Raw genomic sequence first — 26421 nt, forward strand, 5'->3', positions numbered from 1 at the left:
GATTTGAGGTTTACCCCTCCGCGCCGGCCCGCGGGGCAGCCACGACCGAATCGGCGTCAGCCCTCCGCCAGCGTCCACTGAACGAGTCTGGCCTGTACGCGGGCCGGGTCCTCCGCGTCGTCCGCCGACAGCGTCGCCTCGCTCTCCTCGAGCATCCGCCGCTCGACCGGGCCGTGGTCCGGCTCGTCGCGCACGTCGTTCAGCAGCGCCTCGAAGTCCTCCCGGAGGTCGAAGGAGGCGCGGGCGACGTTGCAGCGCGACAGCGGGCTCATGCCCATGTCGAGGACGAGTTCGCGGACGAGCTCCCAGTCGTTCGCACAGAAGTGGATGGACACCTCGCCGACGATATCCTGCCAGGCGATGGCTCCGGAGTGCTTCATCTCGGGGACAGCACGCGGTGGCAGGTCGAGCCGGACCGCCGTCTCGGGGTCGTCACAGAGGCAGCACGGCTGCTCGGTCTTGCCCGTGTACACGCCGCCGGCTTGGAACCGGACCGAAAAAACGCTGTCTCAGCCGGAAGGGGCCGCCGCGGTCGGTGTGGTTACTTCCCCTCGAACTCGGGGTCGTCGTCGCCGAAGAACGCGTTGATGCCCTCGTGGACGTCCTCGCTGCCGACGACGTGCCCGAAGCCGAGCGACTCGACCTCGAGGCCTGCCTCGCTGTCGTCCCAGCCCTTGAGCATCGCGCGCTTGGTGAAGCGCTGTGCGAGCGGCGGGCCACCGGCGAGCTTCTCGGCGTACTCGACGGCCGCGGCCTCGAACTCGTCGGGATCGTAGACCTCGTTCACGAAGCCGAACTCTTCCATCTCCTCGGCGGGGAAGCGCTCGGCGGTGAAGATAATCTCCTTCGCACGGCCCATGCCGACGATGCGCTGGAGACGCTGCGTGCCGCCCCACCCCGGGAGGAGGCCGAGGTTGAACTCGGGCTGGCCGAACTCGGAGCGCGAGGACGCGACGCGGATGTCCGCACAGGTCGCGAGCTCCATGCCACCGCCGAGACAGTAGCCGTCGATTGCCGCGACGACGGGCATCTCGACCTGCTCCAGACGGCCGAAGGTCTCCTGGCCGTACTTCGAGAGCTCGACGGCGTTGAACGGGTCGGCACCGCCGCCGGCGATGCTCATGAAGTCGGCGCCAGCGGAGAACGCCTTCGAACCCGCACCGGTGAGCAGGACCGCGCGCACGTCGTCGTCCTCCTCGAACAGGTCGATGGCGGCGTCCAGGTCCTCGATGAGTTCGAGGCTGATGGAGTTCATCTGCTGGGGCCGCGAGAGCTCGATCTGCCCGACCATGTCGCCGGGGTAGCTGATCTCGAGCGTGTCGAAGTCGGGCGTCCCCTCGGCGTCACCCTCGGCCTGGTCGTAGAAGCCGCCCTCCTCGGCGACCGTCGCGAGGTAGTCGAACGCCTCGTAGCGCGGGTGGCCGGACGCCTCGTACGCCTCGTCCAGTGCGTCGGCGAGCTCCGCGACGCCGTACTCGTCGGCGAACTTCGCCGGCCCCTTCGGCCAGCGGCCCCCGAGCTTGACGGCGGTGTCGATCTCCTCGGGCGAGGCGACGTCGTCGCCGACGAGGAACGCGACCTCGTTCGCGAGCGCGGCGAGCAGGCGCTCCTTGACCGTCTCGTTGAACAGGTCGTCGTCCATCGAGACGTCGGCGCCGTCGCCGTCCTCGTAGTCGTAGAAGCCCTGCCCGGTCTTCTGGCCGAACTCCTCGTTCTCGACCTTCTCGACCATCATCGGCGCGGGCTCGTAGCGCTCACCGGCGACCTCGTGCATGTAGTCGAGGACGTGGTAGCCCACGTCGATACCGACGTAGTCCGACAGCTCGAAGCTCCCCATCGGCAGGCCGATGTCGAACTTCGTCGTCGCGTCGACCTCCTCGATGGTGGCGACGCCCTCGTCGACGAGCCACGCGGCCTCGTTCATCAGCGGGACGAGGACGCGGTTGACGATGAAGCCGGGGACGTCCTTGCGGACGCGGACCGGCGTCTTGCCGAAGTCGTCGGCGAGGTCCTCGACGATGTCGAGCGTCGCGTCGTCTGTGTGCTCGCCGGAGATGACCTCCACGAGGTCCATCCGGATCGGCGGGTTGAAGAAGTGCATCCCGCAGAAGCGCTCCGGCCGGTCCGTGAACTCGGAGAGGTCCGTGATGGAGAGCGAGGACGTGTTCGTCGTGAACACGGTGTGCTCGGGGGCGTACTCCTCCACGTCCGTCCAGGTGTCCTCCTTGATGTCCATCTTCTCGGGGACGGCCTCGATGACGACGTCGGCGTCGGCGACGGTCTCCTCGAGGTCGACGAGTGGCGTGACGCGGTCGAGGGCGGCGTCGGCCTCGTCCTCGCTGATCTGCTCGCTGTCTGCGAGCTTGCCGAGCGACCACTCGATCTTGTCGTAGCCCCCCTGGACGAACTCGTCCTTGATGTCCCGCATGTTCACGTCGTAGCCCGCGAGTGATGCGACTTCGGCGATGCCGTGTCCCATGTTACCCGCACCGAGAACTGCGACGGTGTTGATTTCTTCCAGGTCCATGCGGAACAACTCAACTGGAAGCCGTTTCAAGGTTTCCCTTAGCGCATTCGGAAACTCCTTGTACGTTTATAATCGGGTACATAGCTTTTTAACGAACAATGTGTTAATGGTTTACTATGGATTTCGCGCTGTCCGACGAGCAGAAACAGATCAAGGAAGAAGTGGCACGCTTCGCGGAGAACGAGATCGAGCCGGTCGCACAGGAGTACGACGTCGAGGAGAAGTACCCCTGGGATATCATCGAGAAGGCCGCCGACGCGGGACTGCTCGGGGCGCACATCCCCTTCGAGTACGGCGGTGCGGACTACGGGAACCTCGAGTCCGCCCTCATCACCGAGGAGCTGTTCGCCGTCGACCCCGGCATCGGCCTCTCGCTGACGTCCACGAGCTTCGGCGCGGACGCTATCATGGAGTTCGGGACAGATGACCAGAAGGAGCGGTTCCTCGAGCCCATCCCGACCGGTGACGCCATCATGGGTGCGGCCATCTCCGAGCCCGATACCGGCTCCGACGTCTCCTCGGTCTCCACGCAGGCCGAGAAGGACGGCGACGAGTGGGTCATCAACGGGAACAAGATGTGGATCACGAACGGCTCCATCGGCGACTACTACGTCGTCCTCTGTGAGACCGACCCCGACGCCGAGGGGCGCTACAACGGCTTCAGCCAGATCGTCGTCGAGTCCGACCGCGACGGGTTCGAGGCGGAGAAGATCACGGGCAAGCTCGGTATCCGCGCCAGCGACACCGCGGAGCTCATCCTCAAGGACGTGCGCGTCCCCGAGGAGAACCTCATCGGCACGCGCGGCATGGGCTTCCTCCAGCAGATGCAGTTCTTCGACGAGACGCGCACCGCGGTCGCCGCACAGGGTGTCGGTATCGCCAAGGGCGCGAACGAGGCCGCGCTCTCCTACGCCCAGGAACGCGAGCAGTTCGACCGCCCCATCTCGGACTTCCAGGCCATCCAGCACAAGCTCTCGGACATGCACACCCGCACCGAGGCTGCCCGCATGCTGACGTACAAGGCCGCCTGGAACGTCGACCAGGGCGCGGACATCACGAAGCTCGCCTCCATGGCCAAGGAGTACGCCTCCCGCGTCGCCGTCGACGTCGCCAACGAGGCCGTCCAGATCCACGGCGGTGCCGGCTTCGTGAACGACTTCCCCGTCGAGCGGTTCTACCGCGACGCGAAGATCACCCAGATCTACGAGGGCACCACCGAGATCCAGAAGAACATCATCGCCCGCGAGCTGCTCGGCAAGGGTTACTAACCACGACCTTTTTCGTCGTCGGGTGCGCCGGAGGCGCACCGCTCCTCGAAAAAGCTCGGCCAAAAAGGCCGGCGACTCGCTCCGCTCGTCGCCGGTGAACCGCGCTCGCTGACGCGAGCGCGGACGGTCGGTCTGATTTCTGCGAAAGCTCACGCTTCTGGACTTGCTATTGAGGGCCGGCTCAGCAGGGTTGTTGCTCGTTCTTCGCCGCAGAGCTGCTACGCCGGTTTCGGCACGTAGACCAGCGGGACGTGACTCCAGGCCCACCGCTTCTCGGGCTTCTCGGCGACCTCCCAGATGCTGCGGGGCCAGGTCCCGAGCGCGTTGCGGATGGCGTCGAACGACAGGGTACTCCGCTCGTCCATCACGAGGCCGAAGCGTTCTCCGTACTCGTCGGGGTCGCGTCGCGGGTCGTCGCTCTCCGTCAGGTCGGCGTGCTGGGCGCGGAACTGGGCCGCTCCGAACTCGTTGACGTAGCCGAGGACGAGGTGGCCACCGGGGGCGACCGCGTCGTAGAGGTTCTGGAGGGCCTGCTCGGACTCGGTGACGTAGGCGAGGGTGCCGTAGCAGAGGACGAGGTCGAACTGGCGATCGGGCTCGAACGCCGGGAGGACCGCGCGCTCGAAACTGATGTTGCCGATGCTATCGGTCGTCGCTCGCTCGCGGTTCGTCTCCAGGACGGCCTCGGCGGCGTCGTAGCCGACCACGTCGGCCTCGGGGTTCCGCTCCGCGACGTCGAAGGTGACGACGCCCGGGCCACAGCCCACGTCGGCGAAGGAGTCGATACCGCCCGTCTCTGCCACGAGGTCGGCGAGTGCCTCCCTGACGTGGTGCGCGCTCGGGGTCGCGCTCTGCTGGTCGTCCTCGTCGGCGGTACGCCAGAACTCGTCCCAGTCGATGGTCTGCTGGTGTGCCTCGGTCATGAATATGCGTCCGTTTTCGGATGCTTCTCGTGGTAGTCACTCGTCGGCACTGTCCCCCCGCGGGCATCAGCCGGTAGTAGACGCTTCCTACCGGGATTAGGGGATAGCAGCTGCTACCGGATAAGTATTACCAAAATAGTTTAGTTTACCGTCTACTTACATATTCTCGCGCTGGGTACTTAGTCGTTTCGGGAGGGAGGTGTACGCTTATCGGGCTCCGGCTCCTGCTTCCGGATACGTAGATGAGCGAAGACGCGTTCGAACAGCTCCGGACCGACCGCGAACTCGGTCCCGTCGTCGAGGAGCACGGTGCGCTCGAACTGGAGCCGGCCGAGGACCCGTTCGAGCGGCTGGTCCGGTCCATCGTCAGCCAGCAGGTGTCGACCTCGGCGGCGACGGCCATCCGGGAGCGACTGTACGACGCGGTCGATGTCGAACCGGCGGCCGTCCTCGCCGCCGACGAGGCCACGCTCCGGGACGCCGGGCTGTCCGGCCAGAAGGTCGGGTACGTCCGGAACGTCGCCGAAGCGTTCGAGGCGCACGGCTACACGCGTGAGCACTTCGCCCGGATGGACGACGAGGAGGTCGTCGCCGAGCTCACCGACATCAAGGGCATCGGCGTCTGGACCGCCAAGATGCAGCTCATGTTCAGTCTCGCGCGGCCCGACGTGTTTCCGGTCGAGGACCTCGGCATCCGGAACGGGATGTCCGCGCTCTACGGCGACGACCTGACCCGCGGCGAGATGGTGGAGACGGCCGAGCGCTGGCGCCCGTACCGCTCGTACGCCTCGCTCTACCTCTGGCGGACAGTCGACTGACCGACCATCGCCGGCGGCCCGGCACAAACCGGTGAACGGTTCACTGGAGTTTCTCTCGAGGTGTAGTTCTCCCGATGGGTGCCGTAAAATTAGCCCCGGGATACATCCGCCGAAGCACAGAACACCGAACCAGTCGCTCACGTTTCACTCGAACCACGTTTCTCTGGGCCTGCTACCGGCTCATCTGGGCGGAACTGGGCTGATGTCAGCGGTTCACACACCAGTCACCCGGAAACTATCGGATGATTTCGTGCCGTTTTATCCAGTGGGCTAGTCACCGGCTTCCCCATGGAAGAGACGGAATCGCTCGATGCTATCGAGGAATCGGACCCACCCGACCTGAAGTTCTACGGTGGGCGTGCCGCGAGCACGGTCCCGCTCGCCGTCTTCGTCGCCTGGGCCATCTTCCAGAGCGGCGTCCTCGGCGTCGGCGACACGCAAGGCCTGGTCGTGGGCATGCTCGTCGGCCTCATCGCGGGCCTGTTCCTCGTGAAGGGCTCGTGGAAGGACTACGCGGACACGATCTTCGACGGGATGACCCAGCGCGTGGCCGCGACCGCGGTCGTCGCCTGGCTCTGGGCCGGCATGTTCGCGAACGTCCTGCAGGCCGGCCAGTTCGTGAACGGACTCGTCTGGGCCGCCGACGTCACCGGCGTCGCGGGCGACCTCTTCCCGGCGCTGACGTTCGTGCTCGCGGCCCTGCTCGCGACCGGTATCGGCACCGGCTACGGGACGGCGATCACGTTCACGACGGTCGTGTTCCCCGCGGGCATCCTGCTCGGCGCGAACCCGACGCTGCTCTTCGCCGCTATCCTCTCCGGGGCGGTGTTCGGTGACAACCTCGCGCCGGTCTCGGACACGACCATCGTGAGCGCGGTCACGCAGGACGCCGACATCGGGGGTGTCGTCTCCTCCCGACTGAAGTACGCGCTCGTCGCGGCGGTGTTCGCGTTCGCGGCGTACGTCCTCGCCGGACTGTCGATGTCCGGCATCGAGGTCACCGGCGCCGGGACGAGCCTCGCCGAACAGGCCAACGCGCTCGGCCTCGTCCACCTGGTCTCGATGGGCGTCGTCATCGTGACGGCCATACAGGGACGCCACATCGTCGAGGCGGTCTCCTGGGGGCTGCTGACCGCCATCGTCGCGAACCTCGCCCTCGGGCTCTCGTCGCTGTCCGACATCATCGTGTTCGTCGCGCCCGCCGAGACGAGCCTCGCATCCGAGCTGACGTGGCTCCCCATCGTCCGACTGGCTGGCCCCGAAGAGTCCGCCGTCGTCGGCGGCGCACTCTACAATGGCGCGGTCGGGTTCTTCCCGCTCATCGTCCTGACGCTACTCATCGTCGCGGCGGCGGAGATCATGATCCGCGGCGGCGGCTTCGAGGCCATCCTCGACTTCCTCATCAGCTCCGTCGCGACGACGGTCCGCCGCACGGAGCTGACGATGGTCCTCGGCACGGCGCTGGTCAACGGGATGATCACCATCAACACCGCGGCGGAGATAGCCATCGCACCGTACATCGCACGCCTCGGCGGTCGATTCAACCTGAACGGCTACCGCCGCGCGAACATCCTCGACGCGAACACCTCCGCACTCGGGTACATCTTCCCGTGGGGCGGCGGGCTCCTCGCGGGGTACGGCGCGATGACGAGCCTGACCGAGAGCGTCCCGTGGTTCACCGAGTCGATGGTCGTCAACCCGGTGACCGTCTGGCCCTACGTCTTCCACGGCTGGTTCCTCGTGGCGGTGTTCGTCTTCGCCGCGTGGACCGGCTACGGCCGCGAGTACGTCCACGACCGCCAGTCCGCGGAGGTGGAGCGCGTATGAGCTACCTGTCATCCGTCCTCGCTGGCGTCGGCTTCCGCACCCGCACCCCGGCGTTCGACCCGGGCGAGGAGGTAACCGCGTTCGTCAGTGGCGTGCAGGACGGTGCTGCGGTCATCCGCATCGGCGACTCGCGGCTCAGCCTGCCAGGCGTCGAGGACCCGGACGTGCTCGTCGACGAACGGGTCCGCGTTCGCGTCGAGGAGTTCGACGAGACGAGCCACTCCGGCAGCGGGGTCCTCGTCGAGGTCGTCGACGGGCGGGGACTGTAGGGTCTCCGTGACGGACCGGCCGCAAGGACAGAGACGGCGAAGGTACCCGGGAACCAACGACCTATTGGCCTCGGTGTCGTCGCCCCGACGATGACAGGCGACCGTCGTGGTATCGAGGTGACCCGCGAGTGAGCGTCCGCAGCGATGCAGCCGAAGGTGCTCGGGCGATCGGTCCGTTCATGCTCGGCGTCGTCCCGTTCGGGCTCATCACCGGTATCAGCGCCCTCGACGCCGGCTTCGGAGCGCTCCAGACGGTCGCGATGTCGGTCGTCATCTTCGCCGGCGCGTCCCAGCTCGCACTCATCGAGCTCGTGGGCGACGGCGCTCCCGTCGCCGTCGTCGTGGTGACCGCCGCCGTCGTCAACCTCCGCTACCTGATGTACAGCGCGTCCATCGCGCCGTACTTCCGTGACTTCTCGCCGCCGTGGAAGTGGCTCTCCGCGTACGCGCTGACCGACCAGTCCTACGCGGTCGCAGTCACGGAGTTCCGTGGCGACGAGCCGGGCATCGGGCGGCGGCGCTGGTACTACCTCGGCGCGGCGCTCGCGCTGTGGGCGGTCTGGGTCGTCTCGACGGCCGTCGGCGTCGTCGTCGGCGGGAGCGTGCCACCCGGGCTGTCGCTGGAGTTCGCCGTGCCACTGACGTTCCTCGCGCTGCTCGTCCCGTCGCTGAAGGACCGCCTCAGCGGCCTCGTCGGCGTGGTTGCTGGCGGCGTGGCCATCCCGGCGGCCGCGCTCCCGCTCGACCTCGGGCTCGTGGCCGCGGCGCTCATCGGGCTGACCGTCGGCGTGCTCGTCGACACGTTCACCGACTGGCCGGCGGACGAACGACCCGGCGAGACGGAGGGGGAGGCATGAGCTACGACGCGACGACCCTGTGGGGCATCGTCGTCGCAGTCGGCCTCGTCACGCTCGCGCTCCGCCTCTCGTTCATCCTGCTGTTCGGCCGGGTCGACGACGTTCCGGCCCGCGTCGAACGGACCCTGGAGCTCGTCCCGGCGGCGGTGCTCGCCGCGCTGGTGGTGCCGGCCATCGTCGCGCTCGAACCCAGCGGCGCGGTCGAGGCCGAGCCACCGAAGGTGATCGCGGCGGTCGTCGCCGCGGGTGTCGCGTGGCGGACCGAGAACGTGCTCGCGACTATCGCGGTCGGCATGGGGGTGCTCTGGCTGGTCGGCGCGGTCGTCTGAGCCGGGCCGGGGTCCGGCGAGAGCCCAGTTATCGCCCCGCCATCGAATGTTTCTGACCATTCGCCGAGCTCCAATGGTTATGCCGGTTTAACGACCTTACAGAAGCCAGCCTCGGGTGTTGCGGGCGAATCCCTGATAAAGCCACACCATTAAGTGTGGTGGCCACCACTTGGTCAAGTGTCATTCCCACCTGTCAGGGAATGGGGAACCATGGGAACTACGACTACGACCACCACGACCGAGACGAACCGACCACCAGAGGGGGGCGGACCGTCGAAGGGAGAGCTGTTCGAAGCGCTCTCGAACGACCGACGGCGCGAGACGTTGCGATACCTGCTCCGGCAGGACGACGGGCGGACAACGAAGGGGGAGGTCGCCCGCCACATCGCCGCGCGCGAGACCGACAAACCCGTCGCGCAGGTGACCTCCGACGAGCGGAAGCGGGTGTACATCGCCCTCCACCAGACCCACCTTCCGAAGCTCCACGACCTCGGACTCGTCGAGTACGACTCATCGCAGGGAGCACTCCGACTCAGCGACGGCTGTGACGGACTGGCCGTCTACCTCGACGTCGAGACCGCGGACGACGACGATGCCGAACCACGGCCCTGGAGACGGTACTACCTCTCGATAGGCATGACCGGCCTCTGTCTCACCGCCGTTCTCGCGACCGGTGTCGGCCCGCTCACGGCCGGTCCCGGGCTCGGCGTCGCCGCGGCGCTCGCGCTCGCGGTCACCCTGACCGGTATCGCAGAGACGTACGGTGAAGAACGCGGCTTGCTCCCGGCGAGCGAGGAGATCGACGGGTAGCTACTCCAGCGTCTCCTCCTCTTCCTCGCGGTCCTCGTCGTCGCTCACGGCGTCGACGCGCTTCGACACGTCGACCTGGTAGTTCTCGAGGATGTCCCGGCCGAGGAGGATGGGGTAGTCCATGTGCGAGCGGTCCTCGACGCTCGCGGTGACGGTGTGCTGCTGGCCGCCGACGCCGACCACGAGGTCGACGACGGGGCGGGACTTGCCCTGCTTCAGGCTGCCGGACTTCACGCGCATCACCGACTTGATGGGGCCCGCACCCACGTCGGCCGCCAGCCGGGTGTCGATGCTCGTCCGCGTCGCGCCCGTGTCGGACTTCGCGATGACCGTCTTCGAGCCGGAAGTCCCGGAGACGACGACCTCCTCGGTGTAGCCGACGAGGACCGGCTCGTCGCTCGAGGACTTGGCCTTGATGGGTGCACACGCCGGCATCGAGTCGTCCAGCGTCGCGGAGAGTTCGCGAACGCGCTCGTCGTCGACCTCGCCGCCGGCCGCCTCGATGGCGAGCTTCGCGATGTACGGTGCGGGCGACCGCTCGGTCGCCTTGTAGAGCCCCTTGAAGCCGGCCGTGGGATTGACCTCGAGGACGAACCAGCCGTCGTCACCCTCGACGATGTCCACGCCGGCGTAGTCGAGTCCGACGACCGAGGTGGCCCGCTTCGCGATGTTCTCGACCGCTGCGGGCAGGTCGTCCGTCGCGTCCTGCACGTCGCCGCCGAGGGCGACGTTCGTCCGCCAGTCGTTGTCCGGCGCGTAGCGGTACATCGCACCGACGACCTCGTTGCCGACGACGTAGACGCGGAGGTCGCGGTGGCGTTCCCCGTCGCGCTCGATGAGCTTCTGCAGGAACGCGTAGCGGTTCCCGACCTTCGCGTTGACCGGGTCCCCCTGCCCGACCTTCCAGGTACCGCCGCCGTGGGTACCGATGGCGGTCTTGTAGACGGCCTCCTCCCCGAACTCGTCCCGGTGGGCGTTCAGCTCGTCCGAGTCGAGCGCCATCAGCGCATCGGGGACCTGGATGTCGTTGTCCGCGAGGGCCGCGGCGCTCGCGATCTTGTGGGTCGCCCGGAGCGTCGCCGACGGCTCGTTCAGCATCGGCCGCAGCGTCGCGAGCGTGTTCGCCAGCCCGAGCTCCTCACAGGGCTGTTCGGTGTTCGAGAGCAGCATCCGGTTCGCGATGACGTCGACGTCGGGCTTGAGCGTGGCCCCCTCGGGACCGACACGGACCGAGGTGTTCTCGGTGCGGAGCCACTCGGGGTCGTGGCCCAGTTCCGCCACCGCGTTGCAGATCGCCTTCGATTCCTTGCTGCTGTGGAGGCTGAGAACCCCCACGGTCACAGGAGAAGATGTACCCATAACGAATTCACTCGACCCCACATCAAAAACGTTGGCAGTTCCCAGCCGCCCTGCGCCGGTTGCGCACGGTTCTGGCCCGTCAGAGGTACGCCGCGTCCCAGCGGGTCGCCTTCCGGCGGTTCCCGCAGCTGTTGCAGACGACCTCCTCCATCGGGCCCATGGCGGTGTCGAAGGAGTTGCAGGCTCCACAGAACAGTCCGTAGCGCCGTTCGCGCTCGGCGTCGACGTACGCCTCGTAGAACTGACCCTCGGTGCCGCGGTGGGCCTCGGCGTAGTTCACGTGGGCGGTCTCGTCCCCGAGCGTGACCTCGTCGAGCGACTCCCACTCGACGTGTTCCTCGTCGGCCGCGACGAACACGTTCTCCGTCAGCGTCTCGTCGGCGACGGTGACGGTCCGGTCGCCGGCACGTTCGAAGCCGTGGCCCCTGTAGAACTCGTTCCCGTGCCGGTTCCCGTCGAGGACCACCCCGGAGATCTGCTGTGCGCCGTGGTCGACCAGGGCCTCCTTCGTCCTGGTCAGCAGCCGCGAGCCGTAGCCGTGCCCCCGGTGGTCGGGGTGGACGTGGAGCCACAGGATGCGCCCATCGGCCGGGGTCCTCCCCACGATCTCGCTCTGGGAGAAGGCGACGACGCCGGCGTCGTCCTCGGCGACGAGGAGGACGGCGTCGTCGTCCGCCAGCTGCTGGGCGAGCAGGTCGGCCGCGTACCACTCCTCCAGGGCCTCGTCGATCGTCTTCGGGTCGAGCATGTGGTGGTAGGAGTCGTGGAGCGACGCCGCTGCGACGGCCCGTAACGCCTCGAAGTCGTCGGCGGTTGCATCCCGGATCTGCATACGCGCCCCTTGGGCGGGAACTGACATAATACTCCGCCAACGAGCAGATCGAGTGGTCGTTCGTCCACTTTCGAGCCGCAGGAGGCCCCTTCGTCTGCAGTTTCCGAGGTAGAGGCCACACACCCGAATATTACGTCACCGTGCCGCCCCGGACGCACACACTCTTATGCCGTGAGCGTCGCAGGTGAGGTATGGCATCGGACACGGTCCCCCCGGGGGACAACGAGCCCTTCACCTACAACGGCGGGCGGGTCGACCCCGGTGAGATCGCGAACATCAGGTACGGTATCAGCGAGACGTATCTCGGCGACCCCGTCCGAATCCCGGTCACCATCATCAACGGCGAACAGCCCGGCCCGACCGGGTTCCTCTCCGCGGCGGCCCACGGCGACGAGCTCAACGGCATCGAGGTCGTCCGCGAGGTCGCCCACGAGTGGCCGCTCGATGACCTCAAGGGCTGTCTCGTCTGCATGCCCGTGCTCAACGTTCCCGGCTTCCTCGCCCAGCAGCGCTACCTCCCGATCTACGACCGCGACCTGAACCGGTCGTTTCCCGGGCACGAGGAGTCGACGAGCGCGAAGCGGATGGCACATCGCATCTTCACGAACTTCGTGGAGCCCTGTGACTTCGGCATCGACCTCCACACCTCGACCCGCGGCCGGACCAACATGCTCCACGTGCGCGCCGACACCGGCCACGAGGGCGCGAACCGGGTCGCCCACGCCTTCGCCTCGAACGTCATCATCTCCAGCGAGGGCCCCAGCGGCTCGCTCCGCACCGAGGCCACGGAGGCCGGGGTTCCGACCATCACCGTCGAGATGGGTGAGGCACACCGCTTCCAGCGTGAGTTCATCGACGAGGCCCTCGACGGGGTGATGAGCGTCCTCGCGGAGTACGGGATGCTCGACACCGAGGCGGTCCGCTGGCCCGGCTGGCGCACCGTCATCGAGGAGAACGACGAGAAGACCTGGCTCCGGGCCGACGTCGGCGGGATGGTGGATATGCATTACGACTGCGGGTCCCTCGTCCACGAGGGCGACAGCATCTGCACCATCACCAGCCCGTTCAAGACCGACCAGACGCACGTCGACGCACCGTTCACGGGCGTCCTCGTCGGGGTGCTGGAGAACCCCGTCGTCTACCCGGGGAACCCGCTCTGTCACCTCGTCGAGCTCGACCAGACGACGCTGCACGCGGTCGAGCAGGAGCAGTCACCCCCCGCGGGTCTGTCCTGACGCGACTGGCGCGCCGGCCCGTCCAGGGCAACTTCCGGCAGGGGCCGCGAAAGAAGTAACTTCTATACCCCCACGGTCCAACCCTCGGACAGAGAGTATGAGCCAGTCTTACAATCGTGGCCTCGTCGAGGACTTCGGTCGCTGGAAGGAGTTCTCGGCCGGCATGTGGGCGTGGATCTTCCACAAGTTCACGGGATGGGTCCTCGTGGGTTACCTGTTCACCCACATCGCCGTCCTGAGTACGGCAATTCCGGCACAGCAGGGAGAGATGGTGACCAACAGCGCAGGCGAGCAGGTCGACGTGTACACCAACACGCTCACGCTGCTCGAGAGCACGTTCGTCGTCCGACTGCTCGAGGTCGGGCTGCTCGCGGTCGCCGTCTTCCACATCCTGAACGGCATCCGCCTGCTGCTGGTCGACCTCGGTATCGGGCTCGAATCGCAGGACAAGACGTTCTACGCGTCGCTCGTGCTGACCGGTGCTATCGTCATCGCGAGCGTGCCGACGTTCATGGCGGGAATCGGGGGTGCCTGAGATGTCGGCAGGCGCACCTACCTCCTTCGAGCGGGGCGGACGCATGTGGCTCCTCCAGCGGGTGACGGCCGCGTTCCTGGTCGTCGTGCTGGCGTTCCACTTCTTCCTGCTCCACTTCTACCACCACGCGTTCGAGATCACGCTCATGGGCACGCAGACGCGGATGCAGGACGTGGGCTACTTCGCGACGATGTGGCTGTTCCTCGTGACCGCGACGTTCCACGGGGTCAACGGCGTCTACAACGCCCTCGTCAACCAGGGAATCTCCGGCACGCCCAAGACGGCCGTCAAGGCCATCCTCGGGCTGGCCGGCCTCCTGCTGGTCGCACAGGGCACGCGAGTCGCGCTGTACATGAACGGGTTCTTAGCATGAGTACGCAAGTTCCAGAGACCGAGACCGAGGCAGAGACCGAGGCGGAACCGGCCGGCGAGTCCCATCAAGAGCGTCGGATGGCCGACAAGGCCGCCAGGCGGGAGTACCGCGAGTCGGAGAAGAAAGCCGAAGCGGAGCTGCGGGCGGCCGAGGAGTCGGTCCACCTCAAGGTGTTCCGGTACGACCCCGAGGTGGAGGACAAGCAGGAGCCCCGCTTCGACGACTTCTACGTCCCGTACACGAAGGGGATGACGGTCCTCGACGCGCTGATGTACGCGCGAGACCACTACGACTCGTCGCTCACCTTCCGGCACTCGTGCCGGCAGGCGGTCTGTGGCTCCGACGCGATGTTCGTCAACGGTCGGCAGCGACTCTGTTGCAAGACACAGCTCTCCGAGATGGCAGAGCCGGTCCGCATCGAGCCGCTCCCGCACCAGGACGTGGTCAAGGACCTCGTCGTGGACATGGAGCACTTCTACGACCAGATGCACGCGGTCGAGCCCTATTTCCAGTCGGAGGACGTACCTACGGAGGAACAGCGACAGAGCCGTGAGAACAGGGAGAAGATCAAGATGTCCACGCGCTGCATCTGGTGTGGGGCCTGCATGTCCTCGTGTAACATCGCCGCGGGCGACAACGAGTACCTCGGACCGGCGGCCATCAACAAGGCATACCGGTTCTACATGGACGAGCGGGAGGACGAGGAGGAGCTGAAGGAGCATCGACTCCGCATCCTCGAGCAGGAACACGGCGTCTGGCGGTGCCAGACCCAGTTCTCCTGCACCGAGGTCTGCCCGAAGGACATCCCCCTCACCGAGCACATCCAGGAGCTCAAGCGCGAGGCGGTCAAGAACAACCTCAAGTTCTGGTAATCAACAATGTACGAACACGACGTCATCGTGGTCGGTGGCGGTGGCGCGGGACTCCGCGCCGCCATCGCGGCCCAGGAAGAAGGAGCGGACGTGGCTATCGTCACGAAACTCCACCCAGTTCGCAGCCACACGGGCGCTGCCGAGGGTGGCATCAACGCGGCACTGCGCGAGGGCGACGACTGGGAGCTGCACGCCTACGACACGATGAAGGGGTCGGACTACCTCGGCGACGCCCCCGCAATCGAGACGCTGGCGCAGGACGCACCCGAGGAGGTCTTCCAGATCGAACACTGGGGGATGCCGTTCTCCCGCGAGGAGGACGGACGCGTCTCCCAGCGACCGTTCGGCGGGCTCTCGTTCCCGCGCACCACCTACGCCGGTGCCGAGACGGGACACCACCTGCTGCACACGATGTACGAGCAGGTCGTCAAGCGGGGCATCCAGGTGTACGACGAGTGGTACGTGATGAACCTCGCCGTCACCGACGAGGAGACGCCCGAGGACCGCTCCTGTCACGGCATCGTCGCCTACGACGTGCAGTCCGGCGAGATCTCCGGGTTCAAGGCCAACGACGGGGTCATCCTCGCGACCGGCGGCCCGGGGCAGGCGTTCGACCACACGACGAACGCGGTCGCCTGCACCGGCGACGGCTACGCGATGGCCTACCGTGCGGGCGTCCCGATGGAGGACATGGAGTTCGTCCAGTTCCATCCGACGACGCTGCCGAGCACGGGCGTTCTCATCTCCGAGGGTGTCCGCGGCGAGGGTGGTATCCTCTACAACGCCGACGGGGAGCGGTTCATGTTCGAGCACGGCTACGCGAACAACGACGGCGAGCTCGCCTCCCGTGACGTGGTCTCGCGCGCGGAGCTGACCGAGGTCAACGAGGGCCGCGGCTTCGAGGACGAGTACGTCATGCTCGACATGCGCCACCTCGGCGAGGAGCGCATCGTCGACCGCCTGGAGAACATCCTCCACCTCGCGGAGGACTTCGAGGGCGTCGACGGCCTGAAGGAGCCGATGCCGGTCAAGCCCGGCCAGCACTACGAGATGGGCGGCATCGAGACCGACGAGAACGGTCTCACCTGCATCGACGGGCTCTACGCGGCCGGCGAGACGGCGTGTGTCTCGGTCCACGGTGCGAACCGCCTCGGCGGCAACGCCCTGCCCGAACTCATCGTCTTCGGCGCACGTGCCGGCAAGCACGCTGCCGGCGGCGACATGGCCGAGGCGAAGATCGAGACCGGCGAGCGCGGCGACATCGAGTACGACGAGACGGAGCTCCCGTACCAGCCCGGCGAGGTCGGCATGGACGCCGGCCCCTCGGGCGTGGCGGCCGACGGCGGTGCGGTCACGGCCGACGCCGGCGCGGTCGTCGAGCAGGCCGTCGAGACGGAGCGCGAGCGCGTCGCGACGCTGATGGAGCGCGACGAGGGCGTCCAGCACTCCCAGATTCGCGCGGACCTCCAGCAGACGATGACCCAGAACGTCAACGTCTTCCGCGAGGAGGAGGGCCTGAAGCAGGCGCTGCAGGACATCCGCGAGATCCGCGAGGCCTACCAGGATGTCTACGTCGACGACCCGTCGCGAACGTTCAACACGGACCTCCAGCAGACCATCGAGACGCGCAACCTCATCGACGTCGCCGAGACCATCACGCTCGGCGCGCTCGTCCGCACGGAGTTCCGCGGCGCACACTGGCGCGCGGAGCACCAGGAGCGCAAGGACGACGAGTGGCTCAAGCACACGCTCGTCGCCTGGAACGACGGCGAGCCGACCATCTTCTACCGCCCGACCATCCTCGAGGGCGAGAACAAGACGTACGAGCCGAAGGAACGGTCCTACTGAGGGCCGCGGTTCGGCCGGCGGTCTTTTGCTGTCGACGGCGCGCCAGCGGCGCGTCGGCTACGGGACGACGCCGTTAGCCCCCGGCGTCGGCATGTAGAACAGCGCCCGGAGGATGAGCAGGGCGAGGACGGCGAGCCCGACGAGCCTGGCGCGTGGCATGGAGTCCGGCCTGCTCCGCGCCGCGGAGGGTGGTCGACCACGCGACACAGTTCAGCGTACGGCGGCCAGCACAAAGGAGGTGCGTCCGGACGTGACGGCGTTCGAGTCGGTCGGCGGGGGAGTCCTCACAGCCCGAGCGCGGTGAACAGGTCGTCGATGGTCACCCCCAGTTCCGACATCACCTGGAAGCCGACGAAGATACCGACGATACCCATGATGCCCGCGAGGTTCGGTGGGGCGGGGATGGGGATCTCGACGAACTTGAACAACGCACCGACGGTGAAGCCGGTGAGCGTGGCGAGGACGACCTGCGTGGCGTTCATGGCAACCTCAGTGGTCTCTCCTGCGCGAACAAAAGCCGTTCCATTCCCGGATCGGGCCGTGCTACCGTCGCCGCACGGATTCGGTCGGAACCCGCCCCCGTCCCTCGTTCTCGCGAATCGGGAACTACAGACGGTATATACGGCGTATCCCGGCGTCTGTACTGGTATAGGAGGAAAGAACGATGGCAACCAATCAGATATCGGCCGACGCGAACACGTTCGAGAGCAAACTCGGTGGCATCACCGTCAAGGGCAGGGCACACAGTCTGAGCGCGTGGTTCGTGCTCGCACTCCGGCTGATGATGGGGTACGCGTTCCTGCAGGCTGGCTGGGACAAGGTCGCAGCCGGTGGGTGGACGGCGAACGGCTACCTCGAGAACGTCGCGGCCGCGAACGGCAACCCGCTCGAAGGGATGTTCGCGGCCATGGCGGGCTCGCCCCTGTTCATGGACTTCGTGAACATCGCCGTCCCGTGGGGTGAGCTCCTCATCGGTCTCGGGCTCCTCGTCGGTGCGCTGGTCCGCCTCGCGGCGTTCTTCGGCGCGCTCATGATGCTCATGTTCTACTTCGGGAACTGGAGCGTCGAACACGGCGTCATCAACGGCGACTTCGCGTACATGCTCGTGTTCCTGGCCGTCGCGGCGTTCGGTGCGGGCCGCATCCTCGGTCTGGACACCTACATCGAGCAGTACGAGCTCGGCGGTGAACCGCTCATCGAGAAGTACCCGGCGCTGCGCTACATCCTCGGCTGAGGGGTCGCGCACCCGAACTGCGGCTCTTTTCGTCCGTTTCAGCGTTTCAGTGCAGCCTGTCGTAGAGCGCGTCGCCCACGAGTCCACCGACGAGCAGGGGGAGGATTAGGAAGCCACCGACCTGCAGCAGGACGAGCGTGGCCCAGCGGGTCAACGGCTCCTGTGGTGGCCAGAGCGCTTCGAGCAGGAAGCCCGTGATGTAGCCCCAGAAGAGCGCGACGAGGAGACCGGCGACGACCGCGGAGCAGGCGAGCCTGAACCGGAGTCGGGCCCAGTTCTGTCCCCGCTCCTCGCCGACGCCGGGCGGGTCCGGCCACTCGCGGTCGTCTCCGTCGGATGTCATACGTCAGCTAGCGGTGCGGCCTACATGAACGCCGCGCTCCAGCCATCCGGAGACGGCGCTGGTCGGCCGACGAGGGCTGGCGCACCCGGAGCGCTGGAACCACCCCGGACGGAACCGTGTGGCGGTCGCGAAAGGAGCCGCTTGCCCTACGTCTCGGTCGGCTCCGAATCGAAGTGGCCCAACATGTCGAGGATTGCGCCGAGGATGAAGCTGATGACGGCCACCACGAGCACGGCACCCGTAAGCAGGTTCGAGATCGGCGGCGTGAGGGCCAACTGGAAGACGGCGATGAACATGCAGGTCACGATACCGACGACCAGCAGGAACGACCCGGCGTTCGGGTCCGGTCCGGTGAGGAACTCGAGCCCGGTGAGGAACCGAGAGCTGGGTTGCTCGTCGGTTGTGGTATCGGCACTCATTGGCCGGTCGTTCCATCCGCGACTGCTCTCTGCACGAGTTGGATGAGGTGGGAGACCCACAGCCCGGCGGTGAAGCCGAAGAGCATCGCGACGACGGCGATCTTCGTGAGCTCACCGAGTGGGGCGAAGGCGGCCACCAGGCTCAGCGAGCCGAAGAGGAACATGAGACCGTACTGGACTCTGGTCTCGATCTTGATTCGGCGGAGCGACTCCGAGAAGTTCTCGTCCATAACTACCACGCCTAGGGTCCGTATCTGTATGAAGGCTCGCACGGGTTTCTCGCGGTTCGACGGGTCCCGTTTCGGCGGCACGGACGCCACGGACTCGCGGCCCGCCTCGTCCCCTGGTCCGGCCAAGGGACGGTCACGTGGACACTGGGAGCCACACCCGGTGAGCGTCACCCCCCGCTACAGCGGTAGCTCCCGCGACTGGGTTCAGTCCCCGGCGACGGGTGTCCCCTCGGGCGCGGGGTCGACGCCGAAGAGCACCGCGAAGACGAGCGCGGAGAGTAGCAACGCACAGGCGGCGACCGCGAAGGCGACGAACACCGAGGTCGCGTCCCAGATCGCGCCGACGAGGACCGGACCGGAGACCTGGCCGAGCTTCCAGGCGATGGAGCGCAGCGACATGCTCCCGGCGACCGCGTCGAAGTGCTCGCCCTCCTCGACGAACAGTGACATGCTCGCGGGGAGCCGGACGCTGTCGCCGACGCCGAGCACGGCGTAGGCGAGGAAGAGCGAGAAGAACGCCGGTGGGAGCGTCATGCTCGCCGCGGAGACGGGAGAGGCGATGACCACCGTCGGGAACACCCGGTGTGCGACCTCGGCGTATGGCACGAGGATGGTGCCCAGCGCGTACAGCACTGCGCCGCCGAGGATGAACAGGTACGGGTCGTCGGAGCGGTCGGTCAGGGCACCGACGTACCCCTGGAGCGCGGACTTGGTCAGCTTCCCGCCGGCGAGGATACCGCCGATCGCGAGCGGGTTGATGCCGAAGGCGGTCCGTGCGTAGATTGGCAGGAAGATGATGACCGCCATCTTGCCGACGGAGAAGGAGACGCGGAACAGGACGAGCGCGCGGATGGCGGTCCGGCCCAGGAGTCGACGGAGCGTCTCGATGCCCGTCGCCTCCTCGGGGTCCTTCCGGCCGCCGGGTTCGTCGCGGAGGTAGGCCACCACGAGCCCGAACGCGACCATCGTGATGACGATGAGCGCCGCGTACGCCACCTGGTAGCCGTAGACGTACAGCAACAGCCCGCCGAAGACGTCGCCGGCGAGGCTGGAGAGCGCCCCGACCTGGTTGTAGACGCCGAGCCAGTGCCCGCGCTCGTCGTCGGGTGATATCTCGCCGACGACCGCGGAGCCGGTGAGCCAGAGCAGGCTCGCGCCGATGCCCTGGACGACCCGGACGAGGATGACGTGCTCGACGGTCCCGACGAGGGAGAAGCCGACGAAGACGAGGACGTTGAGCGCCAGCCCCGCCAGCAGGTAGTGCTTGGAGTTGCCGACGTCGATGTAGCGGCCGAGCGGGAGGACGATGACGAGCTGGGCGAGCGCGAACGCGGTTCCGAAGAGCCCCTCGACGGTGCCGGTGGTGTCGAACTGCTCCGCGTACAGCGCGAGGGCGATGAGCACCGTCGAGTACGCCTGCGCTCTGGCGAAGGCGGTGCCTGCGAGCGCGAGGAACTCCCGGTTCCTGAGCAGGCCGATGGACCCGCCGGTCGCCGCCGAGCTCACTGTTGCGAACCGAAACAGTGGCGGACAAAAAGGCCGTCACTCGCGGCAGCGAGTGCCTCTTCAGAGCTCGATGCGCTCGACGAGCTCGTCCGTTTCGTCGGCCTGTACGGCGACGATACGGACGAACTGCTCCAGCTTGGAGTCGTGGAGCTTCGCCTTCAGCAGGTTGTCGACCTGGTAGACGCCGGCCGCGCTCGTCATCTCTATCTCGACGAGGACGGGGTAGTCGTCGCCGGCCTGGAGCGAGACGTTCTTGATGGCCTGGCTGGAGAGCGTGTCGATGCCGCGGCCGCCCTTCTTGTACGGGATGCGCGAGCGCCCACGCTCCATGTCGAGTGCGTCCGCGATACGGACGACGCCGGCCTCGCGCGTCAGCGGCTCCTCCTCGGTGTGGTGACAGAGGATGGCGTGGAGCACCTCGCCCTTCACGCGGACCGCGTCGGGTTTCGTGTAGAACTCCGGCAGGATGCGGTCGAGCTCGTCGGCCGCCAGCGGAATCGAGTAGTACGAGTGCGAGTCGCGGTGGACGACGTGCCCGATGTCGTGCAGCGTCGCCGCCAGCGCGACGATGACGGCCTCGTCGGCCTCCTCGAGGCCCTGCTGGCGTGCCCCGTTGAACTCGATGCCCGACTGCTTCAGCAGGTCGTAGAGACAGAGCGCGCGGTGGCGGACGATGGAGATGTGCTTCGAGCCGTGGTCGTTGTACCCCTTCCGGTCGACGGCGTTGACGTTCTGGGCCTCCAGGTAGGTGGTGATCTCCGCGTCGTTCTCGACGAACTCGAGCACGTCGTTCAGTCGGTCGTCGGGGAAGGCGTGTGCCTCGCTGGGGCGGTAGATCCGGCCTGCAGACTGGGTTTCCTCGGTGTCACTCATACCCTTGCAGTCGACCCTCCGACTACAAAAGAAACCGGGTGTCTTCAGTCGCCGTCGGCCTCGACGGTGTCGGACGCGGCAGCCGCGGCGGCCTCGCGGACCGCGTCGTAGTCCGGTTCGACGCCGGGGTCGTCGCTGACCCAGCGGTAGCTGACCTCGCCGTCGTCGTCGACGACGAAGACGGCGCGCTTGGCCACGCCCGGAACGCCGAGGTCCGCGAAGTCCATCCGCACGTCGTACGCGTCGACTATCTCGCGGTCCGAGTCGCTGACCAGCCCGAACGAGAGGTCGTTCTGCGTGCGGAACTCGTTGAGCGCGAAGGGCAGGTCGACCGAGACACCGAGGACGGTCGCGCCCACGTCCTCGAAGTTCCCGAGTCGGTCGCGGAACGTGCAGAGTTCGTCGGTGCAGACGCTCGTGAACGCTCCGGGGAAGAACGCGAGGACGACGGGTGTCGCTTGGTCGGAGAGGGTGGCCTCTTCGACGCCGCCGTTCGCGATCGGTGCAGTGAAATCTGGTGCTTCGTCGCCTACGTCTACCATCGACGGGGCTTGGAAACGGACCGAAAAGAGCCGTTCGATTCCCGAACCACGCCGGTCTCACCCCCCGGGTCGAGCAAAAAGGTTATAATTACCAGCGGGCAAGCATCGCGTAGAGATGGCACTTGCAACCACACCGCTGTTCGTCGGCGGACTTGGCGCTCCCGAAGTCGTGCTCATCTTCCTCGTGGTCGTGCTCCTCTTCGGAGCCAACAAGATTCCGAAGATCGCACGCTCGACCGGCGAGGCGATGGGTGAATTCCAGAAGGGACGAGAAGAGGTCGAACAAGAACTCGAGGAGATCCGCGATGGAGCACAGGTAGAGGCAGGCTCCAGCAGCGCTGGCTCCGCCAGCTCGGACGCGACGGTCGAGCCGGACCCGATCGACACGGAGTCCGAGACCGAGACGGAGACCGAGTCCGACTCGAACTAACCGGCTTTTTTCGCGGACGAGATATCGAGGGCGTGTGGCCTAGTGGACAGGGCGGACGGTTCCTAACCTTCAGATCGCGGGTTCGAATCCCGCCACGCCCGTGCAGCGACCGAAGGGAGCGAACCGGCATGGCGGGGTTCTAATCAGGGAGGTCGCGCGCAGCGAAGCGAGCACGTCCGACCGTGGTTCGACTGCCGCCACGCCCGGCCGCGGTAGTCCGGCCGGGTCGCTGGCGTGTGGCTCGGTGGCCACCGACATCGGCGGCGGGCCGTGTCGAGTTTGCGAACGCGTGCGGCCGGACAGCAACTAGAACCGGGTGTGGGTGTCTGACGTGTCCCCGTCTCTCGATTCTGTGAGCCTGTCTGGCGCCAGTCCGAAAGTTAATTCTGTCTATTCGGATGAGAATGCAGAAAGAAAATATATTGGTGTTATCCCAAATATAATGGAATTAAGTAAATACGTAGTTACCGAGGCCGACCGATAACCGCATGCAAGCGACGGTGTAATGGGAGAATAACTAATCCTGCTGACTCGATGGGCGACTGGGTTTCACATCTGATAATCGGTGGAAGGTTTTTTGCTCGCGTAGGAAAAGGGGTAGTCAATGGCTGTTAACGACGCCGACGGTTCCGAGGCGAATCAGTTCGAGGGGACTGATGAATCGGCCTCCACGTCGGGTGACGGCCCCCCTGAACGTCCGGTCGAGGGCTCGGACACCAGAGTGGGCGAGTACACGTGGCGGGACTTCATGGAGGAATACGGGTACGAGGACGAAGTCTCGACGCTGTACGCTGGCGTCAACCGACAGACGACGGAGGATTCAGAGCGGCTCGGATTGGGCAACAGCGAGGGCGAAGTGGCAACGGCACCGCACGGTTCGGCGTGGGACGAGGTCGAGTTCGACCCCGAGGTGTACCTGGGCTACCACCCGGACGAGCTGGCGGAGACCATCGCCGGCCACGCAGGCGCGAACGGGAAGTGGCTCTGGCAGGAGTTCGCCGCGTACTGCGACCCCGCGACCACACCGGTCGTCAAGGACGAGTGGACCTGGGAGCACTTCAAGTGGGAGTACCACTACGAAGACGACGGCTCCATCCCGAGCGACTCGGCCGGCGAGAAGGTCGAGTTCGACGAGGAGGAGTACCTCGGCTTCGACGCCGAGGAGACCGAGGGCATCCTCAGTCAGGCCGACGACTTCGCACAGGAGCTCGACGACCTCGTCGAGGACCGGACTGTCAACATCACGCACGAGGACGAGGACGAGTTCTTCTCGACGGACGCGGGCAACACGACCGTCGCCAACCGCTACGACCTCGAGAAGGCGGTGCCGCGGGAGAAGAAGCTCCACTTCCGCGAGGAGGAACGCTACTGGGTGAACAAGCCCTACGCGTTCGTCATCATCTTCCACTCCGAGAAGGAGAACGAGAAGAAGTACTACGCGATCGAGCCGTACATGAACGAGATCGAGGACGACCTCCAGGAGTTCATGTCCGGCAAGCTCCGGACGGCCATCAAGTACTCCGACGACGAGGTCACCGTCGAGGGTGACGAGGACGCCCGGCGGGAGGTCATCGACCGCGAGACCAAGCGGCTGCTGCGGCGCTACGACCTGTTCTCGGGGAAGACACGCGGACGCGGTTCGTCCGGCGGCGCGGGCGGCATCGTCCAGCAGATCCGCCAGATGTTCGACACCGCCGAGGAGAGCGTCGACACCGAACAGGACGACGGCGAACCAACACCGGAGGAGCTCGACGGCATCAGGGCACGGCCGGAGCCGGCCGTCGTCGCCGAGGACGCGGACATCCTCAACGAGTACCAGGTCGAGAAGCTGCTCTACCTGCTGAAACGGAACTTCATCGGCTACGAGCGCATCGACCCCATCAAGCACGACATCAACGTGGAGGACATCTCCTGTAACGGGCACAACTCCCCCGTCTTCGTCTACCACAGCGGCTACGAGCAGATCATCTCCAACATCTTCCACGGCCACCACGAGCTGGACGACTTCGTGGTGAAGCTGGCCCAGCGGTCCGGCAAGGGCATCTCGAAGCGGCGGCCCCAGGTCGACGCGACACTGCCGGACGGCTCGCGCGCCCAGCTCACCCTCGGCCGCGAGGTGTCCGACCACGGGACGAACTACACCATCCGTCAGTTCAACGACGTCCCGTTCACCCCGATAGACCTCATCAACTGGAACACCTTCTCGCTGGACGAGATGGCGTTCCTCTGGCTCTGCATCGAGAACCACAAGTCACTCATCTTCGCCGGCGGGACGGCGTCCGGGAAGACGACGAGCCTGAACGCGATCTCCCTGTTCATCCCGTCGAACTCGAAGATCGTCTCCATCGAGGACACCCGCGAGGTCGAGCTGCCACAGCGGAACTGGATCGCCAGCGTCACCCGTCCCTCGTTCAGCGAGGACAGCCAGGGTGACGTCGACGAGTTCGACCTGCTGGAGGCCGCACTGCGCCAGCGCCCCGACTACATCGTCATGGGTGAGATCCGTGGTGAGGAGGGTCGGACGCTGTTCCAGGTCATGTCGACCGGTCACACCACGTACACCACGTTCCACGCGGACTCAGTTGGCGAGGTCCTGAAGCGGTTCACCACTGACCCCATCAACGTCTCGAAGACGATGTTCACCGCGCTGGACCTGGTGTCCATCCAGACCCAGACGCGTGTCAGCGGCAACAAGGTCCGTCGGAACCGCAACATCACGGAGATCAACCACTACGACGCCGAGAACGACGAGATCAACGTTCAGGACGTCTACCAGTGGCAGGCGGAGACCGACGAGTTCCTCAAGATGGGCGAGTCGAACACCCTCGAGGAGATCGAGTTCGACCGCGGCTGGAACCGCGAGCGGCTGGAGGACGAGCTGTTCCAGCGCCGGGTAATCCTCGCCTACCTCATCAAGAACGGGCTCAGCAAGTACGTCGAGGTCGCCGCGACGGTGCAGGCGTTCGTCAACGACCCCGAGACCATCCTCACGCTCATCGCGAACGGGCAACTCGAGGAGAGCCTCGAGGACCTGCGCGAGATGGAGTCCGTCTACATCGATGTCGACCCCGAGGACGAGGAGCTCGTCCCCCGGCCGGACCCCGACGACGAGACGTACAACCTCGCACAGGACATCCTCGAACGCGCGGAGGAGTCCCTGTTCGAGGAGTACCGCGACAAGGAGCTGAGCGGTCTCGGCATCGAGTCCGCCGTCTCCGGCTCGGGGATGGAGGAGGAGGCAGCCGAGGTCGAGGCGGAGCCGGGCGGCGGAGACTTCGACTTCGGTGGCTCCGTCGGCGACGACGAAGACCCGTTCGACCTCGACGACGACGGCGAAGACTTCTCGTTCTCCGGCACGGGCGAGGAGGTCGAGGACGGTCCGTCCTGGCTGAGCGACGAGGGTGACGGCTTCGACTTCGGCGAGGACGCCGGCTTCGGTGCGGGTTCGAGCTCGGACGACACCGGCGACGCCGAGACGGAGGCCGCCGCGGCCGGCGGCACCGAGCCGGCACCGGAGGGGACGCCGGAGCTCGAAGCGGGAGCGCGCGCCGGGGACGAGACCGCGACCGAGGCCTCGTCGGACGAGGGCTCGGTGGCCGACGGCGCGACCGCCACCGGGAGCGATACCGAGACGCCGGAACTCGACGAGAGTGCGAGCGACGTGAGCGCCGAGTTCCCGGCCCTGGACGAAGCTCAGGACGAGACCGCGGCCGAAGATGCCGGGGACGAGCCGGCGTTCGACGACGCTGCCGACGGGCCGATCTTCTCGGATGCCGACGACTCCGGCGGCGAGTCGATGTTCGACGCCGGGTCGCGTGCGGACACCGCGGGTGAACCGGACCACGGTGAGTCGGACACGACCGGGGCGTCGGCCGAGGACGCGTCGGCTCCGGCTGCCGAGGAGGCCACCGACGACGCGGCAGCCGTCGGTGACGAGGCTGGGGATGCGACGGCGGACGCCGACGGGGACGTAGACGCGGCGGCACCCCCAGACACGGAGCCGGCCGCCGACGCAGACCCGGCCGGCGAACCCGACGAGTCAGCCCCCGTCGACGACGAGGAGGCGTTCTTCGGCGGCGAGGACGAGCAGTTCTTCGAGGAGGACGACGACGAGGTCGGCTCCATCTTCGGTGACGAGAGCGGCGGCATCTTCAGCGGTAGT

Annotated in this window: 27 protein-coding genes and 1 tRNA gene; 16 read left to right on the plus strand and 12 right to left on the minus strand. The window is 66.6% G+C overall.

Annotated elements, in window-relative coordinates; all coding sequences use genetic code 11:
* Positions 1-56: 56 nt before the first annotated feature.
* Together BLT27_RS08555 and BLT27_RS08560 are read right to left on the minus strand one after the other, a co-directional pair.
* Complete coding sequence (locus BLT27_RS08555; protein ID WP_089732879.1) at positions 57-473, minus strand: DUF7960 family protein; 417 nt, start codon at positions 471-473, stop codon at positions 57-59.
* A gap of 68 nt (positions 474-541) precedes the next feature.
* The gene (locus BLT27_RS08560; protein ID WP_089732881.1) at positions 542-2527 is read right to left on the minus strand and encodes a 3-hydroxyacyl-CoA dehydrogenase/enoyl-CoA hydratase family protein; all 1986 of its coding nucleotides are present in this window, start codon (positions 2525-2527) and stop codon (positions 542-544) included.
* Positions 2528-2643: 116 nt separating this feature from the next.
* On the opposite strand from BLT27_RS08560, the gene BLT27_RS08565 reads away from it, so the two are divergent.
* Positions 2644-3795, plus strand: coding sequence for an acyl-CoA dehydrogenase family protein (locus tag BLT27_RS08565; protein WP_089732883.1), 1152 nt, complete (start codon positions 2644-2646; stop codon positions 3793-3795).
* A 218-nt stretch (positions 3796-4013) separates the two neighbouring features.
* Here the strand turns inward: BLT27_RS08565 and BLT27_RS08570 are convergent, their stop codons facing one another.
* Positions 4014-4718: a class I SAM-dependent methyltransferase gene (locus BLT27_RS08570; RefSeq protein WP_089732885.1), complete on the minus strand. Its 705-nt coding sequence runs from the start codon at positions 4716-4718 to the stop codon at positions 4014-4016.
* Between the two features lie 242 nt (positions 4719-4960).
* Between BLT27_RS08570 and BLT27_RS08575 the strand changes: the two genes are divergently transcribed.
* The 6 genes from BLT27_RS08575 to BLT27_RS08600 all read left to right on the plus strand — a co-directional run bounded on the left by BLT27_RS08575 (position 4961) and on the right by BLT27_RS08600 (position 9628).
* Complete coding sequence (locus BLT27_RS08575; protein ID WP_089732887.1) at positions 4961-5536, plus strand: DNA-3-methyladenine glycosylase family protein; 576 nt, start codon at positions 4961-4963, stop codon at positions 5534-5536.
* Between the two features lie 288 nt (positions 5537-5824).
* Complete coding sequence (locus BLT27_RS08580; RefSeq protein WP_089732889.1) at positions 5825-7363, plus strand: Na+/H+ antiporter NhaC family protein; 1539 nt, start codon at positions 5825-5827, stop codon at positions 7361-7363.
* A complete protein-coding gene (locus BLT27_RS08585) occupies positions 7360-7632 on the plus strand; it encodes a DUF7513 family protein (protein ID WP_089732891.1) in 273 nt (90 codons plus the stop codon). The genes BLT27_RS08580 and BLT27_RS08585 overlap by 4 nt, the downstream gene beginning before the upstream one ends.
* Positions 7633-7811: 179 nt before the next feature.
* A complete protein-coding gene (locus BLT27_RS08590; RefSeq protein ID WP_089733155.1) occupies positions 7812-8489 on the plus strand; it encodes an AzlC family ABC transporter permease in 678 nt (225 codons plus the stop codon).
* On the plus strand, positions 8486-8818 hold the full coding sequence (locus BLT27_RS08595; RefSeq protein WP_089732893.1) for an AzlD domain-containing protein: 333 nt from the start codon (positions 8486-8488) through the stop codon (positions 8816-8818). The genes BLT27_RS08590 and BLT27_RS08595 overlap by 4 nt, the downstream gene beginning before the upstream one ends.
* Before the next feature lie 210 nt (positions 8819-9028).
* On the plus strand, positions 9029-9628 hold the full coding sequence (locus BLT27_RS08600; protein WP_089732894.1) for a DUF7344 domain-containing protein: 600 nt from the start codon (positions 9029-9031) through the stop codon (positions 9626-9628).
* Here BLT27_RS08600 and BLT27_RS08605 read toward each other — a convergent pair whose 3' ends face one another.
* Entirely contained in the window at positions 9629-10987 is a 1359-nt protein-coding gene (locus BLT27_RS08605; RefSeq protein ID WP_089732896.1) for a RimK family alpha-L-glutamate ligase, read from the minus strand.
* A gap of 79 nt (positions 10988-11066) precedes the next feature.
* Positions 11067-11819, minus strand: coding sequence for a GNAT family N-acetyltransferase (locus tag BLT27_RS08610; RefSeq protein ID WP_089732897.1), 753 nt, complete (start codon positions 11817-11819; stop codon positions 11067-11069).
* A gap of 191 nt (positions 11820-12010) precedes the next feature.
* On the opposite strand from BLT27_RS08610, the gene BLT27_RS08615 reads away from it, so the two are divergent.
* The 5 genes from BLT27_RS08615 (at position 12011) to BLT27_RS08635 (ending at position 16682) form a co-directional block, all read left to right on the plus strand.
* Positions 12011-13054 (plus strand): succinylglutamate desuccinylase/aspartoacylase family protein, encoded by a 1044-nt coding sequence (locus tag BLT27_RS08615; protein ID WP_089732899.1) that lies wholly within the window; start codon positions 12011-12013, stop codon positions 13052-13054.
* A 97-nt stretch (positions 13055-13151) separates the two neighbouring features.
* Positions 13152-13589, plus strand: coding sequence for a succinate dehydrogenase, cytochrome b556 subunit (sdhC, locus tag BLT27_RS08620; protein WP_089732900.1), 438 nt, complete (start codon positions 13152-13154; stop codon positions 13587-13589).
* Position 13590: 1 nt separating this feature from the next.
* Entirely contained in the window at positions 13591-13962 is a 372-nt protein-coding gene (locus tag BLT27_RS08625; RefSeq protein WP_089732903.1) for a succinate dehydrogenase/fumarate reductase transmembrane subunit, read from the plus strand.
* Positions 13959-14834, plus strand: coding sequence for a succinate dehydrogenase/fumarate reductase iron-sulfur subunit (locus tag BLT27_RS08630; RefSeq protein ID WP_089732905.1), 876 nt, complete (start codon positions 13959-13961; stop codon positions 14832-14834). Before BLT27_RS08625 ends, BLT27_RS08630 begins: the two co-directional genes overlap by 4 nt.
* Positions 14835-14840: 6 nt before the next feature.
* Positions 14841-16682 (plus strand): FAD-binding protein, encoded by a 1842-nt coding sequence (locus BLT27_RS08635; RefSeq protein ID WP_089732908.1) that lies wholly within the window; start codon positions 14841-14843, stop codon positions 16680-16682.
* Between the two features lie 284 nt (positions 16683-16966).
* On the opposite strand, the gene BLT27_RS08640 is transcribed toward BLT27_RS08635, so the two are convergent.
* Positions 16967-17164 carry a XapX domain-containing protein gene (locus BLT27_RS08640; protein ID WP_089732910.1) on the minus strand — a complete coding sequence of 66 codons (198 nt, stop codon included), beginning with the start codon at positions 17162-17164 and terminating at the stop codon, positions 16967-16969.
* Between the two features lie 182 nt (positions 17165-17346).
* Here BLT27_RS08640 and BLT27_RS08645 point away from each other — a divergent pair, with 182 nt between their 5' ends.
* Positions 17347-17916 carry a DoxX family membrane protein gene (locus tag BLT27_RS08645; RefSeq protein WP_089732912.1) on the plus strand — a complete coding sequence of 190 codons (570 nt, stop codon included), beginning with the start codon at positions 17347-17349 and terminating at the stop codon, positions 17914-17916.
* A 46-nt stretch (positions 17917-17962) separates the two neighbouring features.
* Here BLT27_RS08645 and BLT27_RS08650 read toward each other — a convergent pair whose 3' ends face one another.
* The 6 genes from BLT27_RS08650 to BLT27_RS08675 form a co-directional block, all read right to left on the minus strand.
* Complete coding sequence (locus BLT27_RS08650; protein ID WP_089732914.1) at positions 17963-18259, minus strand: hypothetical protein; 297 nt, start codon at positions 18257-18259, stop codon at positions 17963-17965.
* 146 nt (positions 18260-18405) lie between these two features.
* Positions 18406-18678, minus strand: coding sequence for a hypothetical protein (locus BLT27_RS08655; RefSeq protein ID WP_089732916.1), 273 nt, complete (start codon positions 18676-18678; stop codon positions 18406-18408).
* Complete coding sequence (locus BLT27_RS08660) at positions 18675-18908, minus strand: hypothetical protein (protein ID WP_089732918.1); 234 nt, start codon at positions 18906-18908, stop codon at positions 18675-18677. Before BLT27_RS08660 ends, BLT27_RS08655 begins: the two co-directional genes overlap by 4 nt.
* Before the next feature lie 204 nt (positions 18909-19112).
* Positions 19113-20414 (minus strand): MFS transporter, encoded by a 1302-nt coding sequence (locus tag BLT27_RS08665; protein WP_089732920.1) that lies wholly within the window; start codon positions 20412-20414, stop codon positions 19113-19115.
* Positions 20415-20474: 60 nt separating this feature from the next.
* Positions 20475-21287 (minus strand): HD domain-containing protein, encoded by an 813-nt coding sequence (locus BLT27_RS08670; protein WP_089732922.1) that lies wholly within the window; start codon positions 21285-21287, stop codon positions 20475-20477.
* A gap of 44 nt (positions 21288-21331) precedes the next feature.
* Complete coding sequence (locus BLT27_RS08675; RefSeq protein WP_089732924.1) at positions 21332-21829, minus strand: redoxin domain-containing protein; 498 nt, start codon at positions 21827-21829, stop codon at positions 21332-21334.
* Between the two features lie 115 nt (positions 21830-21944).
* Between BLT27_RS08675 and tatA the strand changes: the two genes are divergently transcribed.
* From tatA to BLT27_RS08690, 3 genes are all read left to right on the plus strand, one after another.
* Positions 21945-22259: a twin-arginine translocase TatA/TatE family subunit gene (tatA, locus tag BLT27_RS08680; protein WP_089732925.1), complete on the plus strand. Its 315-nt coding sequence runs from the start codon at positions 21945-21947 to the stop codon at positions 22257-22259.
* Between the two features lie 28 nt (positions 22260-22287).
* Positions 22288-22360, plus strand: a tRNA-Arg gene (locus BLT27_RS08685).
* A gap of 503 nt (positions 22361-22863) precedes the next feature.
* Positions 22864-26421 (plus strand): ATPase, T2SS/T4P/T4SS family (locus BLT27_RS08690; protein ID WP_368086032.1); only part of this gene is annotated, 3558 nt, incomplete at its 3' end.

It is taken from the genome of Haloarchaeobius iranensis, from assembly GCF_900103505.1.
Classification (GTDB): Archaea; Halobacteriota; Halobacteria; order Halobacteriales; family Natrialbaceae; genus Haloarchaeobius; species Haloarchaeobius iranensis.

Coding starts and splice junctions, on each gene's coding strand:
- BLT27_RS08560 (WP_089732881.1), bottom strand. CDS start 2,527: ATGGACCTGGAAGAAATCAACACCGTCGCAGTTCTCGGTGCGGGTAAC.
- BLT27_RS08565 (WP_089732883.1), top strand. CDS start 2,644: ATGGATTTCGCGCTGTCCGACGAGCAGAAACAGATCAAGGAAGAAGTG.
- BLT27_RS08570 (WP_089732885.1), bottom strand. CDS start 4,718: ATGACCGAGGCACACCAGCAGACCATCGACTGGGACGAGTTCTGGCGT.
- BLT27_RS08575 (WP_089732887.1), top strand. CDS start 4,961: ATGAGCGAAGACGCGTTCGAACAGCTCCGGACCGACCGCGAACTCGGT.
- BLT27_RS08580 (WP_089732889.1), top strand. CDS start 5,825: ATGGAAGAGACGGAATCGCTCGATGCTATCGAGGAATCGGACCCACCC.
- BLT27_RS08585 (WP_089732891.1), top strand. CDS start 7,360: ATGAGCTACCTGTCATCCGTCCTCGCTGGCGTCGGCTTCCGCACCCGC.
- BLT27_RS08590 (WP_089733155.1), top strand. CDS start 7,812: ATGCTCGGCGTCGTCCCGTTCGGGCTCATCACCGGTATCAGCGCCCTC.
- BLT27_RS08595 (WP_089732893.1), top strand. CDS start 8,486: ATGAGCTACGACGCGACGACCCTGTGGGGCATCGTCGTCGCAGTCGGC.
- BLT27_RS08600 (WP_089732894.1), top strand. CDS start 9,029: ATGGGAACTACGACTACGACCACCACGACCGAGACGAACCGACCACCA.
- BLT27_RS08605 (WP_089732896.1), bottom strand. CDS start 10,987: ATGGGTACATCTTCTCCTGTGACCGTGGGGGTTCTCAGCCTCCACAGC.
- BLT27_RS08610 (WP_089732897.1), bottom strand. CDS start 11,819: ATGCAGATCCGGGATGCAACCGCCGACGACTTCGAGGCGTTACGGGCC.
- BLT27_RS08615 (WP_089732899.1), top strand. CDS start 12,011: ATGGCATCGGACACGGTCCCCCCGGGGGACAACGAGCCCTTCACCTAC.
- sdhC (WP_089732900.1), top strand. CDS start 13,152: ATGAGCCAGTCTTACAATCGTGGCCTCGTCGAGGACTTCGGTCGCTGG.
- BLT27_RS08625 (WP_089732903.1), top strand. CDS start 13,591: ATGTCGGCAGGCGCACCTACCTCCTTCGAGCGGGGCGGACGCATGTGG.
- BLT27_RS08630 (WP_089732905.1), top strand. CDS start 13,959: ATGAGTACGCAAGTTCCAGAGACCGAGACCGAGGCAGAGACCGAGGCG.
- BLT27_RS08635 (WP_089732908.1), top strand. CDS start 14,841: ATGTACGAACACGACGTCATCGTGGTCGGTGGCGGTGGCGCGGGACTC.
- BLT27_RS08640 (WP_089732910.1), bottom strand. CDS start 17,164: ATGAACGCCACGCAGGTCGTCCTCGCCACGCTCACCGGCTTCACCGTC.
- BLT27_RS08645 (WP_089732912.1), top strand. CDS start 17,347: ATGGCAACCAATCAGATATCGGCCGACGCGAACACGTTCGAGAGCAAA.
- BLT27_RS08650 (WP_089732914.1), bottom strand. CDS start 18,259: ATGACATCCGACGGAGACGACCGCGAGTGGCCGGACCCGCCCGGCGTC.
- BLT27_RS08655 (WP_089732916.1), bottom strand. CDS start 18,678: ATGAGTGCCGATACCACAACCGACGAGCAACCCAGCTCTCGGTTCCTC.
- BLT27_RS08660 (WP_089732918.1), bottom strand. CDS start 18,908: ATGGACGAGAACTTCTCGGAGTCGCTCCGCCGAATCAAGATCGAGACC.
- BLT27_RS08670 (WP_089732922.1), bottom strand. CDS start 21,287: ATGAGTGACACCGAGGAAACCCAGTCTGCAGGCCGGATCTACCGCCCC.
- BLT27_RS08675 (WP_089732924.1), bottom strand. CDS start 21,829: ATGGTAGACGTAGGCGACGAAGCACCAGATTTCACTGCACCGATCGCG.
- tatA (WP_089732925.1), top strand. CDS start 21,945: ATGGCACTTGCAACCACACCGCTGTTCGTCGGCGGACTTGGCGCTCCC.